Origin of the sequence: Amycolatopsis lexingtonensis (genome assembly GCF_014873755.1) — a bacterium.
GTDB lineage: Bacteria > Actinomycetota > Actinomycetes > Mycobacteriales > Pseudonocardiaceae > Amycolatopsis > Amycolatopsis lexingtonensis.
The window spans coordinates 6,047,887-6,062,345 of the sequence record NZ_JADBEG010000001.1 but is presented as its reverse complement, the minus strand read 5'-3'; the positions used below and the strand labels follow the sequence as shown (position 1 = coordinate 6,062,345).

General features: G+C 72.2%; 14 protein-coding genes. 10 read left to right on the top strand and 4 right to left on the bottom strand.

The window, feature by feature from the left end; all coding sequences use genetic code 11:
- Positions 1-38: 38 nt before the first annotated feature.
- The 6 genes from hutH to H4696_RS51315 all read left to right on the top strand — a co-directional run bounded on the left by hutH (position 39) and on the right by H4696_RS51315 (position 8,088).
- Positions 39-1,565 carry a histidine ammonia-lyase gene (gene hutH / locus H4696_RS27275; RefSeq protein ID WP_086864448.1) on the top strand — a complete coding sequence of 509 codons (1,527 nt, stop codon included), beginning with the start codon at positions 39-41 and terminating at the stop codon, positions 1,563-1,565.
- Positions 1,565-3,217, top strand: a complete 1,653-nt coding sequence (hutU, locus tag H4696_RS27270) for a urocanate hydratase (protein WP_086864449.1) — start codon at positions 1,565-1,567, stop codon at positions 3,215-3,217. Before hutH ends, hutU begins: the two co-directional genes overlap by 1 nt.
- Complete coding sequence (locus H4696_RS27265) at positions 3,214-4,410, top strand: allantoate amidohydrolase (protein ID WP_086864450.1); 1,197 nt, start codon at positions 3,214-3,216, stop codon at positions 4,408-4,410. Before hutU ends, H4696_RS27265 begins: the two co-directional genes overlap by 4 nt.
- Positions 4,407-5,690, top strand: a complete 1,284-nt coding sequence (locus H4696_RS27260) for a formimidoylglutamate deiminase (protein ID WP_086864451.1) — start codon at positions 4,407-4,409, stop codon at positions 5,688-5,690. Before H4696_RS27265 ends, H4696_RS27260 begins: the two co-directional genes overlap by 4 nt.
- Complete coding sequence (hutI, locus tag H4696_RS27255) at positions 5,678-6,823, top strand: imidazolonepropionase (protein WP_192782566.1); 1,146 nt, start codon at positions 5,678-5,680, stop codon at positions 6,821-6,823. Before H4696_RS27260 ends, hutI begins: the two co-directional genes overlap by 13 nt.
- A gap of 107 nt (positions 6,824-6,930) precedes the next feature.
- Positions 6,931-8,088 carry an FAD-dependent oxidoreductase gene (locus H4696_RS51315; RefSeq protein WP_249027177.1) on the top strand — a complete coding sequence of 386 codons (1,158 nt, stop codon included), beginning with the start codon at positions 6,931-6,933 and terminating at the stop codon, positions 8,086-8,088.
- Here the strand turns inward: H4696_RS51315 and H4696_RS27245 are convergent.
- Positions 8,072-8,938 carry an esterase/lipase family protein gene (locus H4696_RS27245; protein ID WP_086863933.1) on the bottom strand — a complete coding sequence of 289 codons (867 nt, stop codon included), beginning with the start codon at positions 8,936-8,938 and terminating at the stop codon, positions 8,072-8,074. The two genes, H4696_RS51315 and H4696_RS27245, sit on opposite strands and share 17 nt — an antisense overlap.
- A gap of 239 nt (positions 8,939-9,177) precedes the next feature.
- Here H4696_RS27245 and H4696_RS27240 point away from each other — a divergent pair, with 239 nt between their 5' ends.
- Positions 9,178-9,678 carry a poly(ethylene terephthalate) hydrolase family protein gene (locus tag H4696_RS27240; protein WP_225955819.1) on the top strand — a complete coding sequence of 167 codons (501 nt, stop codon included), beginning with the start codon at positions 9,178-9,180 and terminating at the stop codon, positions 9,676-9,678.
- On the opposite strand, the gene H4696_RS27235 is transcribed toward H4696_RS27240, so the two are convergent.
- Positions 9,649-11,037 (bottom strand): acyltransferase, encoded by a 1,389-nt coding sequence (locus H4696_RS27235; RefSeq protein ID WP_086863934.1) that lies wholly within the window; start codon positions 11,035-11,037, stop codon positions 9,649-9,651. The genes H4696_RS27240 and H4696_RS27235 overlap by 30 nt on opposite strands.
- 368 nt (positions 11,038-11,405) lie before the next feature.
- Here H4696_RS27235 and H4696_RS27230 point away from each other — a divergent pair, with 368 nt between their 5' ends.
- Both H4696_RS27230 and H4696_RS27225 read left to right on the top strand, forming a co-directional pair.
- The gene (locus H4696_RS27230) at positions 11,406-12,530 is read left to right on the top strand and encodes an inorganic phosphate transporter (RefSeq protein ID WP_086863935.1); all 1,125 of its coding nucleotides are present in this window, start codon (positions 11,406-11,408) and stop codon (positions 12,528-12,530) included.
- Between the two features lie 11 nt (positions 12,531-12,541).
- A complete protein-coding gene (locus H4696_RS27225; RefSeq protein WP_086863936.1) occupies positions 12,542-12,763 on the top strand; it encodes a hypothetical protein in 222 nt (73 codons plus the stop codon).
- Here H4696_RS27225 and H4696_RS27220 read toward each other — a convergent pair.
- Together H4696_RS27220 and H4696_RS27215 are read right to left on the bottom strand one after the other, a co-directional pair.
- The gene (locus H4696_RS27220) at positions 12,745-13,491 is read right to left on the bottom strand and encodes a hypothetical protein (protein ID WP_086863937.1); all 747 of its coding nucleotides are present in this window, start codon (positions 13,489-13,491) and stop codon (positions 12,745-12,747) included. The genes H4696_RS27225 and H4696_RS27220 overlap by 19 nt on opposite strands.
- Positions 13,488-13,697: a hypothetical protein gene (locus tag H4696_RS27215; RefSeq protein WP_086863938.1), complete on the bottom strand. Its 210-nt coding sequence runs from the start codon at positions 13,695-13,697 to the stop codon at positions 13,488-13,490. The genes H4696_RS27220 and H4696_RS27215 overlap by 4 nt, the downstream gene beginning before the upstream one ends.
- Before the next feature lie 26 nt (positions 13,698-13,723).
- Between H4696_RS27215 and H4696_RS27210 the strand changes: the two genes are divergently transcribed.
- Positions 13,724-14,431, top strand: a complete 708-nt coding sequence (locus H4696_RS27210) for a dienelactone hydrolase family protein (RefSeq protein ID WP_086863939.1) — start codon at positions 13,724-13,726, stop codon at positions 14,429-14,431.
- Positions 14,432-14,459 lie beyond the last annotated feature (28 nt).

Sequence of the window (14,459 nt, the reverse complement as noted above, 5' to 3'; positions counted from 1 at the left end):
GCATCCCACCAGCGGGAAGGACGATGTCCAATGGGCCCATGCCGGAAACAGTGCTCCTGGGCCTCGAACCCCTCACCGCGGCCCAGGTCGTCGACGTCGTCCGCGGCCACGCGCCGGTCGGGCTCGGGGACGCGGCCGAGAAGACCCTCGCCGCGACCCGCCAGCACATCGAGAACCTCGCGCACGCCGTCACGCCCACCTACGGCGTCTCGACCGGCTTCGGCGCCCTCGCCACCCGGCACATCCCGGTGGAGAGCCGGACCGCGCTGCAGCGCAGCCTGATCCGCTCGCACGCCGCCGGCGCCGGGCCCGCCGTCGAGCCCGAGGTCGTCCGCGCGCTGATGCTGCTGCGGCTGCGGACCCTCGCCAGTGGCTACACCGGCGTCCGGCCGGGGACCGCGCAAACGCTTGCGGCCCTGCTCAACGCCGACATCACCCCGATCGTCCACGAGTACGGCTCGCTCGGCTGCTCCGGCGACCTCGCCCCGCTGGCCGCCGTCGCGCTCGCGATGATGGGCGAGGGCGAAGTGATCCACGCCGGCCGGCTGAAGCCGGCCGCGGAGGCGTTGAAGCAGGCTGGGATCGAGCCGGTCGTGCTCGCCGAGAAGGAGGGGCTCGCCCTCACCAACGGGACCGACGGCATGCTCGGCATGCTCCTGCTGGCCGCCGCCGATCTGCACAAGCTCTTCGACATCGCCGACCTCACCGCCGCGATGAGCGTCGAAGCCCTGCTCGGCACCGATCGCGCGTTCGCCGCCGACCTCCAGGCGCTGCGCCCGCACCCCGGGCAGGCGAAGTCCGCCGCCCGGATGTGGCAGGCGCTGCAGGGGTCGAAGATCGTCGAGAGCCACCGCGGCCCGGACTGCAACCGCGTCCAGGACGCCTATTCGCTGCGCTGCGCCCCGCAAGTGCACGGAGCCGCGCGCGACAGCCTCGCGCACGCCGAACTGGTCGGCGACCGCGAGCTCATGTCCGCTGTGGACAATCCCGTCGTGCTCGCCGACGGCCGCGTCGAGTCCAACGGCAACTTCCACGGCGCGCCCGTCGCGTACGTGCTCGACTTCCTGGCCATCCCGATCGCCGACGTCGCCAGCATCGCCGAGCGCCGCACCGACCGGATGCTCGACAAGGCGCGTTCGCACGGCCTGCCGCCGTTCCTCGCGCACGACCCCGGCGTCGACTCCGGCCACATGATCGCCCAGTACACCCAGGCCGCCGTGGTCAGCGAGCTTAAGCGGCTCGCCGTGCCCGCGTCCGTCGACTCGATCCCGAGCAGTGCCATGCAGGAGGACCACGTCTCCATGGGCTGGTCGGCCGCGCGGAAGCTGCGCAAGGCCGTCGACGGCCTGACCACCGTGCTCGCCATCGAGCTGCTGACGGCCGCCCGGGCGCTGGACTTCCGGGCGCCGCTGGAGCCGTCGCCGGTCACCGGCCGCGTGCGGGATCTCCTGCGCACCAAGGTGAACGGCCCCGGTCCCGACCGCCACCTGGCGCCCGAGATCGCGGCCGCCGAAGAACTCGTCCGCTCCGGCGCCGTCCTCGACGCCGCCCGTCTGGAGGTTTGATGTCCCGCGTAGTCCGTGCCGCCCGCGGCACCCAGCTCACCGCCAAGTCGTGGCAGACCGAAGCCGCGCTGCGGATGTTCCACAACAACCTCGACCCGGACGTCGCCGAGCGGCCCGAGGACCTGGTCGTCTACGGCGGCACCGGCAAGGCCGCCCGCAACTGGGCCAGCTTCGACGCCATCACCCGCGAACTGACCACTTTGGACGTCGACGAGACGCTGCTCGTCCAGTCCGGCAAGCCGGTCGGCGTGTTCCGCACGCACGAGTGGGCGCCGCGCGTGCTCATCGCCAACTCGAACCTGGTCGGCGACTGGGCGACCTGGCCGGAGTTCCGCCGCCTCGAGCAGCAGGGCCTGACGATGTACGGGCAGATGACCGCGGGCTCGTGGATCTACATCGGCACGCAGGGCATCCTCCAGGGCACGTACGAAACGTTCGCCGCCGTGGCGAAGAAGAAGTTCGGCGGGTCCCTTCGCGGAACGTTGACCGTGACCGCGGGCCTCGGCGGCATGGGGGGCGCGCAGCCGCTCGCCGTGACCATGAACGACGGCGTCGCGCTCGTCATCGAATGCGACCCGCAGCGCGCGCACCGCCGCGTCGAGACCCGGTACCTCGACGAGGTCGCCGACGACCTCGACGACGCCATTGCCCGCGTCACCAAGGCGAAGCGGGAGAAGCGGCCGCTGTCGGTCGGCGTCGTCGGCAACGCGGCCGAGGTGCTGCCGGAGTTGTTGCGCCGCAACGTCGAGGTCGACATCGTCACTGACCAGACGTCCGCGCACGACCCGCTTTCCTACCTGCCCAAGGGGATCAGCGTCGAGGACTGGCACGACTACGCGGCCAAGAAGCCCGACGAGTTCACCGACCGCTCGCGTGAGTCGATGGCCGACCACGTCGACGCCATGCTCGGCTTCCTGGACCGCGGTGCGGAGGTCTTCGACTACGGCAACTCCCTGCGCGGCGAGGCCAAGCTCGGCGGCTGCGAGCGCGCGTTCGACTTCCCCGGTTTCGTGCCCGCCTACATCCGCCCGTTGTTCTGCGAGGGCAACGGCCCGTTCCGCTGGGCCGCGCTGTCCGGCGACCCCGAGGACATCGCCGCGACCGACCGCGCGATGCTGGAACTGTTCCCGGAGAACGAATCCCTCGCGCGCTGGATCCGGCTCGCCGGCGAACGTGTGGCCTTCCAGGGACTGCCGGCGCGGATCTGCTGGCTCGGCTACGGCGAACGCCACCTGGCCGGCCTGCGGTTCAACGAGATGGTCGCCAGCGGCGAGCTGAAGGCGCCGGTCGTCATCGGCCGCGACCACCTCGACTCCGGCAGCGTCGCCTCGCCGTACCGCGAGACCGAGGGCATGGCCGACGGTTCCGACGCGATCGCCGACTGGCCGCTGCTGAACGCGCTGGTCAACACGTCATCCGGCGCGAGCTGGGTGTCGATCCACCACGGCGGCGGCGTCGGCATGGGCCGGTCCATCCACGCCGGGCAGGTCAGCGTCGCCGACGGGACCGAGCTGGCCGCGCAGAAGCTCGAACGCGTGCTCACCAACGACCCGGGCATGGGGGTCATCCGGCACGTCGACGCCGGGTACGACCGGGCGAACGAGGTCGCGGACGAGCGCGGGGTGCGCGTGCCGATGCGGGAGCAGGCGTGACGGCTTCCGGGCTGCTCGCGGAAATCGAAGACGTCGGGCGCGACCCGAAGCGCGGCGGCTATTCGCGGCACGCCTTCGACGCGCCCGAGCAGGACCTGCGCGCGTGGTTCGGCGAGCGCGCGCTGGGGCTCGGGCTGGACGTCGACACCGACCACAACGGCAACATCTGGGCCTGGTGGGGACCGCCGGGGCCGGACGCCGTCGTCACCGGCAGCCACCTCGACTCGGTGCCCGGCGGCGGCGCGTTCGACGGCCCGCTCGGCGTCGTCAGCGCGCTGGCCGCGGTGGAGGCCTTACAGGCCAGGGGTTTCCGGCCGGGCAAGCCGTTCGCCGTCGTCGTGTTCACCGAGGAGGAGGGCGGCCGTTTCGGCGTCCCCTGCCTCGGCTCGCGGCTGCTCACCGGCACGATCGACGCCGGCAAGGCGCGCGGGCTGCGGGACGCCGACGGTGTCACGTTCGCCGAGGCCGCGGCGAAGTCCGGCTTCGACCCGGAGCTGATCGGCGCCGATCCGGCGCGGCTCGGGCAGATCGGGCGGTTCCTCGAGCTGCACGTCGAGCAGGGACGCGGGCTGATCGACCTGGGTGCGCCGGTCGCGGTCGGCAGCACGGTGATCGCGCACGGAAGGTGGCGGTTTTCCTTCGCCGGGCAGGGGAACCACGCCGGGGCGACACTCCTGGCCGACCGGGCCGACCCGATGCTGCCCGCCGCCGCGACGGTCACCGCCGTCCGGCGGCTGGCCAAGGCGGTGCCGGACGCGCGGGCGACCGTCGGACGGCTCGTGCCGACACCGGGCGGCACCAACGTCATCGCGTCCATTGTGGACCTGTGGCTCGACGCGCGGGTGCCGGGAAGCGTGACGCCCGCGCTGGTCGAGGACATCACGCGCGCGGCGGAGGCTGCGGCCGCCGAGGAAGGCTGCCGGGTCACCGTCACCCGGGAGTCCTATTCGGACGATGTCGTGTTCGACGACGCCCTGCGCCGGGACCTGGGCGGCTGGCTCGGCGGGCCGCCGGAGCTGCCCACCGGCGCCGGTCACGACGCGGCGATCCTCGCCGGGTTCGTCCCGTCGGGAATGCTCTACGTGCGCAACCCGACCGGGATCAGTCACTCGCCGGAGGAGTTCGCCGAAGCCGCCGACGTCGAAGCCGGGGCCGAAGCGCTCGCCGGCGTCCTGGAGCGGCTGGCGCGATGACCTACTGGTGCGAACAGGCGTGGCTGCCCGGTGGGATCGCTTCCGCGGTGCGGATCGACGTCGACGGCGGGCGGATCACGGCCGTGACCCCGGGGTCGCCGCGGACCGGCGTCGTACTCGAAGGTCTGACGCTGCCGGGGTTCGCGAATGGCCACTCGCACGCCTTCCACCGAGCGCTGCGCGGGCGGACGCACCACGAGCGTGGCACGTTCTGGACGTGGCGCGAGCGGATGTACGCGCTCGCGTCCCGGCTCGACCCCGACACCTACTACCGGCTGGCGCGCGGGGTCTACGCCGAGATGGTGCTGGGCGGGTACACGAGCGTGGGGGAGTTCCACTACCTGCACCACGCGCCCGGCGGGAAGCCGTACGCGGACCCGAACGCGATGGGGGCGGCGTTGCGGCAGGCCGCCGCCGACGCCGGGATCCGGCTGACGCTGCTCGACACCTGTTACCTGGCGGGCGGGATCGGCGTCGAGCCCGACGAGGTCCAGCGGCGGTTCTCCGACGGCTCGGCCTCGGCGTGGGCGTCTCGGGTGGCCGCGCTGGAGGAAGACGACCTGTTCCGGGTCGGCGCGGCGATCCATTCGGTGCGCGCGGTCCCGGCCGACCAGTTGTCCCTTGTGGACAGCCCGCGAGTCGTGCACATCCACCTTTCCGAGCAGCGGGCCGAGAACGAGCAGTGCCTGGCCGCGTACGGCCGCACCCCCACCGAGCTGCTGGCCGAGCGCGGGGTGCTGACCGAACGGCTGGTCGCCGTGCACGCCACCCACCTCACGGCGTCGGACATCGCGCTGTTGGGCGGGGCGCGGGCCTGTTTCTGCCCGACCACCGAACGCGACCTCGGCGACGGCATCGGCCCGGCCCGCGCCCTGCGGGACGCCGGGGTGCGGCTGGGCATCGGCAGCGACAGCAACGCCGTCGTCGACGCCTTCGAAGAAACCCGCGCACTGGAACTGGACGACCGGCTGGCCAGCGAGGAACGCGGCCGGTTCACCGCCGAGGAACTCCTCGAAGCGGGGACCGACCACGCCGCGGTCGGGTGGGACGAGGTCGGCGCGCTCGCCGAGGGGGCGGGCGCGGACCTGGTCACCGTGACCCTGGATTCGGTGCGAACGGCCGGCATCGAGCCGTCGGGCGTGGTGTTCGCCGCGTCCGGCGCCGACGTCCGGCACGTCGTCGTGGCGGACCGCGAGGTCGTCCGCGACGGTGCGCACCAGCTGATCGAACGACCGGAAACCGTGCTGGCTAAGGAGATCGAGGCACTGTGGCAGTCCTGATCACGGGCATCGGCGAGCTCACCACGAACGACGCCGAACTGGGCCGGCTGTCCGACGCGGCCCTGGTACTGGACGGCTCGCGTGTCGCCTGGGTGGGCCCGGCGTCGAGCGCGCCGGACGCCGACGAGCACGTCGACGTCGAGGGTCGCGCGGTGCTGCCGGGCTGGGTCGACAGCCACACGCACCTCGTCTTCGCCGGCGACCGCACCGCCGAATTCGAAGCGCGGATGGCGGGAAAGCCCTACACCGCAGGGGGAATCGCGATCACCGTCGGCGCGACGCGGGAGGCGTCCGACGAGCAGCTCGCCGCCAACCTGCGTCGCCATGCCGACGAAGCGGCCCGCCAGGGGACGACGTGCCTGGAGACCAAGACGGGGTACGGGCTGACCGTCGCGGACGAGGCCCGATCCGCGCGGATCGCCGCCGAAGTGGCCGACGAGGTCACGTTCCTGGGCGCGCACCTGGTGCCGCCGGGCGCCGACGCGGAGTCCTATGTGGATCTCGTGTGCGGCGAAATGCTCGACGCCGTAGCGGGAAGCGTGCGCTGGGCGGACGTGTTCTGCGAGACCGGCGCGTTCGACGAAGCCCAGTCGGCGCGGGTCCTGAAGGCCGCCGCCGAGCGTGGGCTCGGGCTGCGGGTGCACGGCAACCAGCTCGGCGAAGGCCCCGGCGTGCGGCTCGCGGTGGAGCTCGGCGCGGCCAGTGTCGACCACTGCACGTACCTGAGCGACGCCGACGTCGAGGCGCTGGCCGCGTCGGAAACCGTGGCGACCCTGCTGCCCGCGTGCGATTTGTCGACCCGGCAGGCGATGGCGCCGGCCCGGCGGCTGCTCGACGCGGGCGCGACGGTCGCGCTGGCCAGCAACGCCAACCCGGGCAGCTCGTACACGACGTCGATGGCGTTCTGCGTCGCGACGGCGGTGCTGCAGCTGCGGATGACGGTCGAGGAGGCCGTCCGGGCGGCCACCGCGGGCGGTGCGCGGGCGTTGCGCCGCGACGACGTCGGCGTGCTGCGGCCCGGCGCGCGGGCGGACGTCCACGTGCTCGACGCGCCCTCGGTGACGCACCTGGCGTACCGGCCGGGCGTGCCGCTCACGAATTCGGTGTGGCGCGCCGGAGATCGCGTGCGCTAACGTCGGAGGCGAGGACGCGCGAAGACACAGTCCGGTATGGGTTAGTCCGGACGGCATCGGCAGGCTTACCTGTGCGTCCCTTCCTCGGAAGCGACGAAGGGACAGCTGTGTCTGTGATCATCATCGGTGCCGGTCTGGGCGGTCTCAGTCTCGCGCAGGGGCTGCGCCGGGCCGGAATCCCCTGCCAGGTCTACGAACGCGACGAGTCGCCGGGTGCGCGGAAGCAGGGGTACCGGCTGCACATCGGCGGCGTCGGCGATTCGGCGTTGCGTGAAGTGCTGCCTCGGCGGCTGCACGAACTCTTCCACGCCACCGCGGGCCGGGCGCGGCCGCACACGAACGTCTACGACGACCAGCTGGGGCTGGTCACCCGCCTGACGGACGAGGGGATCCACCTCAACGTCAACCGCTTCACCCTGCGGCAGATCCTGCTGCACGGTCAGGAAGTCCGCTACGGCAAGCGGTTCACGCACTACGAAACCGACGGCGACGGCGTGACCGCGCACTTCGCCGACGGCACCTCCGCCCGTGCCAGTTTGCTCGTCGGCGCGGACGGGATCAACTCCCCGGTGCGGCGCCAGTACTTGCCGCACGCCCAGGTCGTCGACGCCGGGCTCGTGCACCTCTACGGCCGGATTCCGCTGACCCCGGCCACGCGGGCGTTGTTCGAGCCGGAGATGTTCGCGGTGTTCACCATGATGCTCGGCCCGGACCGGACGATGGCCGGGTTCGCGCCGGTCGACTACCCCGAGCCGGTCGCCGACGCGTGCGCGCGGCTCGTGCCGGACTTGCGGCTGCGCGACGGCGACCCGTACATGACGTGCTCGGTGGGCGCGCGCTGGGAAGTGATCGGTCACGACGAGGCCGAACTCGCCGCGATGACGCCCGGTGACCTGCAGAAGGTGGCGCTCGGGCTGGTCGACGGCTGGCACCCGCTGGCCCGCGCGATGGTCGAGCACTGGGACGTCCCGGCGTCGTTCCCGCAGCCGATCCGCACGAGCGTGCCGATCGGGCCGTGGACCCCCTCGCGCGTGACCCTCGTCGGCGACGCGATCCACGCGATGAGCCCGGCCGGTGGCGCGGGCGCCAACACCGCGTTGCGCGACGGTGCGGTGCTGGCGTCCGCGCTGGCCGGGGCTCCGGTCGTCGAGGCGGTGGCGGCCTACGAAGCCGCGATGGTGGACTACGGCTTCGCGGCGGTACGGGAATCCGCCGAAAACGGGCGGCGGTACCTCGGGCAGAACCCGCTCACAGCGGAAGCGTGAACGGCGTGCACGCGGGCGCGTAGCTCGCGTCGAGCGCGTGCAGGATCAGGCCGGTCACGTTCGGGTCGATCGCCTGGCTCAGGTGGCCCGAAGCGTCGGACGCGCAGAAGTCCTGCAGCACGATGTCCGTCGCGCCCGGCTCGTTCAGGATCCCGCTCGTGTACGGCGTCACGACCTCGTCGTACTTGCTGACGATGCTCGTGTACGCCGGACCGACGACGTGCACGCCGCCGCGGGCGAGGTCGTCCAGGAAGGCCGACGGCGCCAGGTATTCGGTGCAAGCGCCGCACGCCGTCGTCAGGATCGCGCTCAGGCCGGGCACCGTGGTCAGCAGGGCCTTGGCGAGCGCGTCGAGGCCGCCGAGCGTGGTGCCGCGGTAGTTCGCGCCGAAGCCGACGAAGTTCGCGACCTTGGCCGCGCCGCCGCCGTACTTGAGGTAGTACGCGGGCATCGTGCTGCCTTCGGAGTGGCCGACGATGTCGACCTTCGCCGCCCCGGTCGCGGACCGGACCTGGTCGACGAACCGGCCGAGCTGCGCGGCGCTGGTGCGCATCGACGCGAGCCCGCCGACGCCCGGGCCGAGGATGCCGGTGCCGTAGGTCAGCGAGAACACGCAGTAGCCCTGTGCGGCGATCTTCGGCGCGTGGAAGAACCAGTTGACGGTGTCGTTCGCGCCGAGGCCGTGCACCAGGACCACGGGCTGGGGGTGCGCGGCCGACGGGCGGCAGCCCCAGTCGTTCCAGCCGCTGCTCGGCGCCGCTTCGGCGACCGCCGGAGCGGCGACGCCGAGGGTGATCGCCGCGATGACCGCCGTGAGGATCCGCTTGGCACCGCCGTTGGTGACCCGCATTCCACTGCCTCCAGCTACCCGTCAGTAAGTGATGCAGCTCATGATCGGTCACAGTGCGGGGGAGGCCACCTGGGACAACGCTCAGACTTGAGCGCCGTTTGTTGTGACGAGTGACAACCAAGGGGTGGGCGTTCCCGGCCGATGGTGAGGGTGACTGTTCCGAAGCCGGCGCTGGCGGAGCCGATGCACTGGAACCAGCCCGGTCCGCATCCGGTCGTCACTCGGGGACCGGCGCGGAAATGCTGGCCGGCGCCCGGACGCTCGTCGCGGAGAACGCCCGGCCGGGCAGCCGGTACTTCGGCCGGATCGACACCGCGCACATCGGCGCGACCGGGCATTCCCAGGGAGGCGGCGGGGCGATCGCGGCGGGCGCCGACCCGCTCGTCACGACGACCGTCCCGATCGAGCCCGGCCCGCTCGGCTCGGTGCCGGCGCTGCACGGCCCGGTGTTCTTCCTCGGCGGCCAGTTCGACGTGATCGTCGTGCCGGCCCTGCTGGTCATCCCGCGCTACTACGCCGCGTCGCACGTCCCCGCGGTCTACGGCGAACTGGCCGGGGCCACCCACTTCACGGCGGCCGGCGACGGCGGCGGTTTCCGCGGCGCGACCACGGCGTGGTTCCGGTATTGGCTGTCGGGTGACTCGCAAGCGCGAGGCGTCTTCTTCGGGCCGGGCTGCACGCTGTGCACCGATCCGGCGTGGTCGAAGGTGCTACGCAACGAGCTGGCTCTCCAGGTCTGACGTCCTGCGGGCGGTGGCCGCGATCCCGGCCGCCGCGAGCAGGCCGCAGAGCCACGCGAACCAGTCGCCGAAGCGGGCGTACGGCGTCTTCCCGGCGCCGAATGGGACGTCCGCGACGACCACCGAGAACGGGTTCCCGCCGGTGCGGGCGTCGGCCAGGACGTGGCCTTGCGCGTCAGCGAGCATCGGCGTGCCGCGGGCCGCGCTCCACGCCACCGAAAAACCGTTCTCGACGCCGCGGATCAGCGCCGTGCGGCTGTGGGCCCAGCCGTCGGCGACTTCGTCGGACGCCGGGATGAGGACCAGGCCGGTGCCCGCGTCGCCGTAGCCGCGGCTCGGGTCGGCGAAGTTGACGTCCATGCACACCATCAGGCCGGTCCCGGCGAACCGGGTCAGCTCGGTGCCGTCCCGGAGGTTCGGCGAATCCCCGTTGTGCCACTTGCGGTATTCGATCGGCGCACCGGACGGCGGCACGGCGAGAGCGGCGTTGAAACGGCCGTCCGGCGTGGCGTCGAGGACGCCGGTGACTACGTCGAGGTCCCTCGCTCTGGCCACCTCGGCGAGGGCCGCGACGAGGCTCGGGCGGCTGGTCTGGTCCACTGCGAAGGCGGCCTCGGGGAGCACGACGGTCTTGACGCCGTCCGGGAGCTTCGCGATTTGGTCCACATAGGACTGAACGAGGGTCTGGCCGTCGCGGGTGGCGACGTCGATGGCCCAGCGGTTCTGTCCGGGTGCGATGAGGGCGACCTTCGTCGAATGTGCGGGCGCCGGTGGGGTGGTCCAGAGCGCGAGTCCGCCCGCGATCGCGGCCAGCGCCACGACGGGGACGAACCGCGTCCGGCCGGGCGTGAGCGCGGCGGCGACGGCGGCCGGGACGAACAGCACCAGGAACTCCACGCCCCAGCCCCCGGTGATCGCGGCGATCCGCACGATCGATGGCCGGTCGGCCTGTGTCGTCATGAAGGTGCCCATGAGGCCGGTGGGGTTGAGCAGGGAGACGACGTAGAGCGCGACGGTCCACAACGCGGGGGCGGCGAGCGCGGCCAGGAAGCCGTGGCCGCGCCGGGCCAGCCGCCCGAAGAGACCCGCGGACAGCGCGAACAGCACGGCGCTCCCGACGAGGATCGCGAGCGCGGCGGGGCGGGGGATCGACTGGGAGTGCCAGAAGTAGCTCCAGCTGCCGGCGCTGCCCGCGAGGTAGGCGGTGAAAGCGCTTGCGAGGACGATCCCGCCGTGGACGCGCGGTGCCAGCAGGAGGATCGGCAACGGCGCCAGCCAGGCGAGTTCGGGCAGCGGGTCCAGACCAGTGCCGAAGAAGAACAGCACGGCCGACGCGACGGTCGCCAGGATCGCTTTCATCGGTGCCCCTTTCGCCCGGTTCCAGGGTTTCAGGCGGGGTGGGGGAAGGCACTGGGCTGGACCACCGGACTGGGGGTGGGGTTTGCCCCACCCCCAGTCGTGGACGGCGAGCGTGGTGCCGGGCTCGGCGGCGCGGGTGCGGTGGTGTCTTGAATGAGTCATTCAGGACCGCCGAAGACCTGAATGACTCATTCAAGACCTTTGCCGGAGCGTCGCCGGGCCGCGGCAAGCGCTTTCCTGCGGGCGCGGCCCGGAGCCCGCTGGATCGGTTCATCGAGAGTTCAGGGAGCCGTCACACGACAGGGATCGGCGGCCGCCCTCTTGATCAGTAGCGTTGCCAACGAACAGCTACGGAGAGAGAGCCGAGCATGGACTTCTCGCTGATCGTGCTGGTGGTGATCGTCGCCGCGCTGGCTTTCGACTTCACCAACGGCTTCCACGACACCGCCAACGCCATGGCCACTTCGATCGCCACGGGGGCGCTCAAGCCGAAGGTCGCCGTCGGGGTGTCCGCGGTGCTGAACCTCGTCGGCGCGTTCCTTTCGGTCGAGGTCGCGAAGACGATCTCCGGGGGCATCGTCGACGACACCAAGGTGACGCCGGTGATCATCTTCGCCGGGCTCGTCGGCGCCATCGTGTGGAACCTGCTGACCTGGCTGATCGGGCTGCCGTCGAGTTCGTCGCACGCCCTGTTCGGCGGGCTCATCGGCGCCACCTGGATCGCCTCGGGTTCCGACGCCGTGCACTTCGGGAAGGTCGTCGAGAAGGTTCTCATCCCCGCGCTCGCCTCGCCGATCGTCGCCGGGATCGTCGCGACGCTCGGCACCTTCCTCGTCTACCGGATCACCGCGCGGGCGAAGCAGGACACGGTGGGCCGGACGTTCAAGGCCGGCCAGATCGCCTCGGCTTCGCTGGTGTCTCTCGCGCACGGCACGAACGACGCGCAAAAGACCATGGGCGTCATCACGCTGACGCTGATCGCGTCCGGTTCGCTCGCGCCGAACTCGGGTCCGCCGCTCTGGGTGATCCTGGCCGCCGGCACCGCGATCGCGCTCGGCACCTACCTCGGCGGCTGGCGGATCATCCAGACGATGGGCAAGAAGCTCACGGAAATCCAGACGCCGCAAGGCTTCGCGGCCGAGACGAGCGCCGCCGCGGTCATCCTGACCTCGGCGCACCTCGGGTTCGCGCTGTCCACCACGCACGTCTGCTCGGGCGGCATCATCGGCTCCGGGCTCGGCCGCAAGCTCGCCGAGGTGCGCTGGGGCGTCGCGGGCAAGATGGTGCTCGCCTGGGCGCTGACGCTGCCCGCCGCCGCGATCGTCGGCGCGATCGCCGCCGAGGTCTCGACGCTCGGCACCTGGGGCACCGTCCTGATCGGGCTCGCCGGGGTCGTCGTGGCGGTGGGCATCTACCTCGCGTCGAAGCGGAACCCCGTCAACGCCCACTCCGTCACCGAGCCCGAGCCCGGCGTGCAGCCGGTCAACGCCTGAGGAGCGCCGCCGTGCACATCGATTGGGGTTCCCTCGGTCTCGTCTTCGTCGTCGCGCTGGCTTCGGTCGTCGTGCTGACGAGCCTCTTCTCCTTCGGGGTGGTCGGGCTCTCCCAGCGCGACGCGGCCCGCGAGGCCGGTGGCTCGGGCAGCGGCCGGCTGGCCGGCGCCGTCATCTGCTTCGCGCTCTGCGCGGCGATCGTCGGCTACGGGATCTACTTGATCGTCGCCTGAGCGCGTTCCCGCAGTCCTTCGGGCAGGCCGCCGAGCATCGGGGCCAGGGTGGCGCGCCGTTCGTCGGACAGGTGGGTCAGCAGGTCCAGCGCCGGGTCCCAAAGGTCCTCGTCGGTGCCCGCCGCGGTGATCAGCCGGCCGAGCCGGTGCGCGGGCAGCAGGCCGACGACGTGGTCGATGCGGTTCTTGTCGTCGAGCACGAACGCGATCCGCAGCAGGCCCGGGTCGTCGATCTGCTCCAGCGCGCGCCGCACGGTCGGGTCGGGCAGGTGCCCGACGAACCGGCCGAGGGTGATCCAGTCTTCGCGGCTCGCCAGTTCGGCGGCGACCGCGAGGACGGTGTCCAGCGGGATGCGCGAGATGATCGCGCTCGCCCGCCGCGGGTCGAGGTCCGCCGCGACTTCGGCGAGGAACCGCGGGTGCAGCCGCTTGGCGACGTCGACGCCCCGGGAGACCTCGACCAGCCCGGCGATCCGGGCGCACAGCAGCGGGCCGAACACCTTTTCGGCGATCTTGGCGAGCACCGCGCCGGGCAGCAGCCGCGCGGCCAGCGCCATCCGCTGCAGCACCGCGATGTTCGCGTCGAACAGCGTGTCGGTGACCTGCTCGCGGAACGCCTTGAGGTCGTCGGCGTCGACGCGGGCGAGGTACTCCAGCCGCTCGTGCTCGACGTCGAGGACGCGGGCCAGCTTCAGGATCTCCGCGCGCGAGGCGTAGTCCGCGGTCACAGCCCGACCGCCTTCCGGACCGCGCCGCGCAGCAGTGCCGGAACGTACCGGAGGCCCTCTTCGCCTGCTTCGGCGAGCGCTTTCGCCTGCCGGCGGCGCGCGTCGCGCAGGGCGTCGGCGAGGTCCTGCCGTTCGTGCTCTTCGAGGGCTTCGATGCCCTCGGGGAGGTAGCCGCCCAACTGCTCGGCGAGTGTGCGCTCGGCCATGGTGGATCATCATGCATCATGCGGACATGACCTTCGAGACGTCCACGGTCCGTGTCGGCGAACTCTCCGCGTACCTGGCCCGGCCGGCGGGCGGGTCGGCGACCGGGATGCTGCTGCTGCCGATGATCACCGGGATCGGCGCGCAGGTCCGGGCCTGGGCCGACGAGCTGGCCGGCCGCGGGATCACGGCGCTGACCTGGGACGTCTTCCACGGCGCGAGCACCGACAACACCTCCCGCGAGGACCTCGGCGCGAAGCTCGGCGAACTGCGCGACGAAGTCGCGCTGGCGGAGCAGACCGCGCTGCTCGACCACCTGCTCGGCGACCTCGGCTGCACGTCGGCGGGGGTCATGGGCTGGTGCCTCGGCGGCCGGTTCGCGCTCCTGCTCGCGGCCCGCGACCAGCGGCTTTCCGGCGTCGTCGCCTACCACCCGACGGTCCGCGACCCGGCGCCGCCGAACCACGACCTCGACGCGGTCGCTTTGTCGACACAGATCACCGCGCCGGTCCTCGTCGCCTACCCGGAAGCCGACGCCGTCGTCTCGCACGAGACGTTCGCCCGGCTGCAGACGGCGCTGCAGTCGCGGCCGCGCGGCGCGACCTTCAGCCAGCACTTCCCGGGCGCCGAACATGGCTTCAGCGACTCCGCGCGGCACGGGACGGCGGTGAACGCCGACGCGTTCGCGCTGTCCTGGCCGCAGACGCTGGCGTTCGTGGACACGCTGAAAGGTTGACTTTCGGCAGTGGTCGCCCGCGGTCACG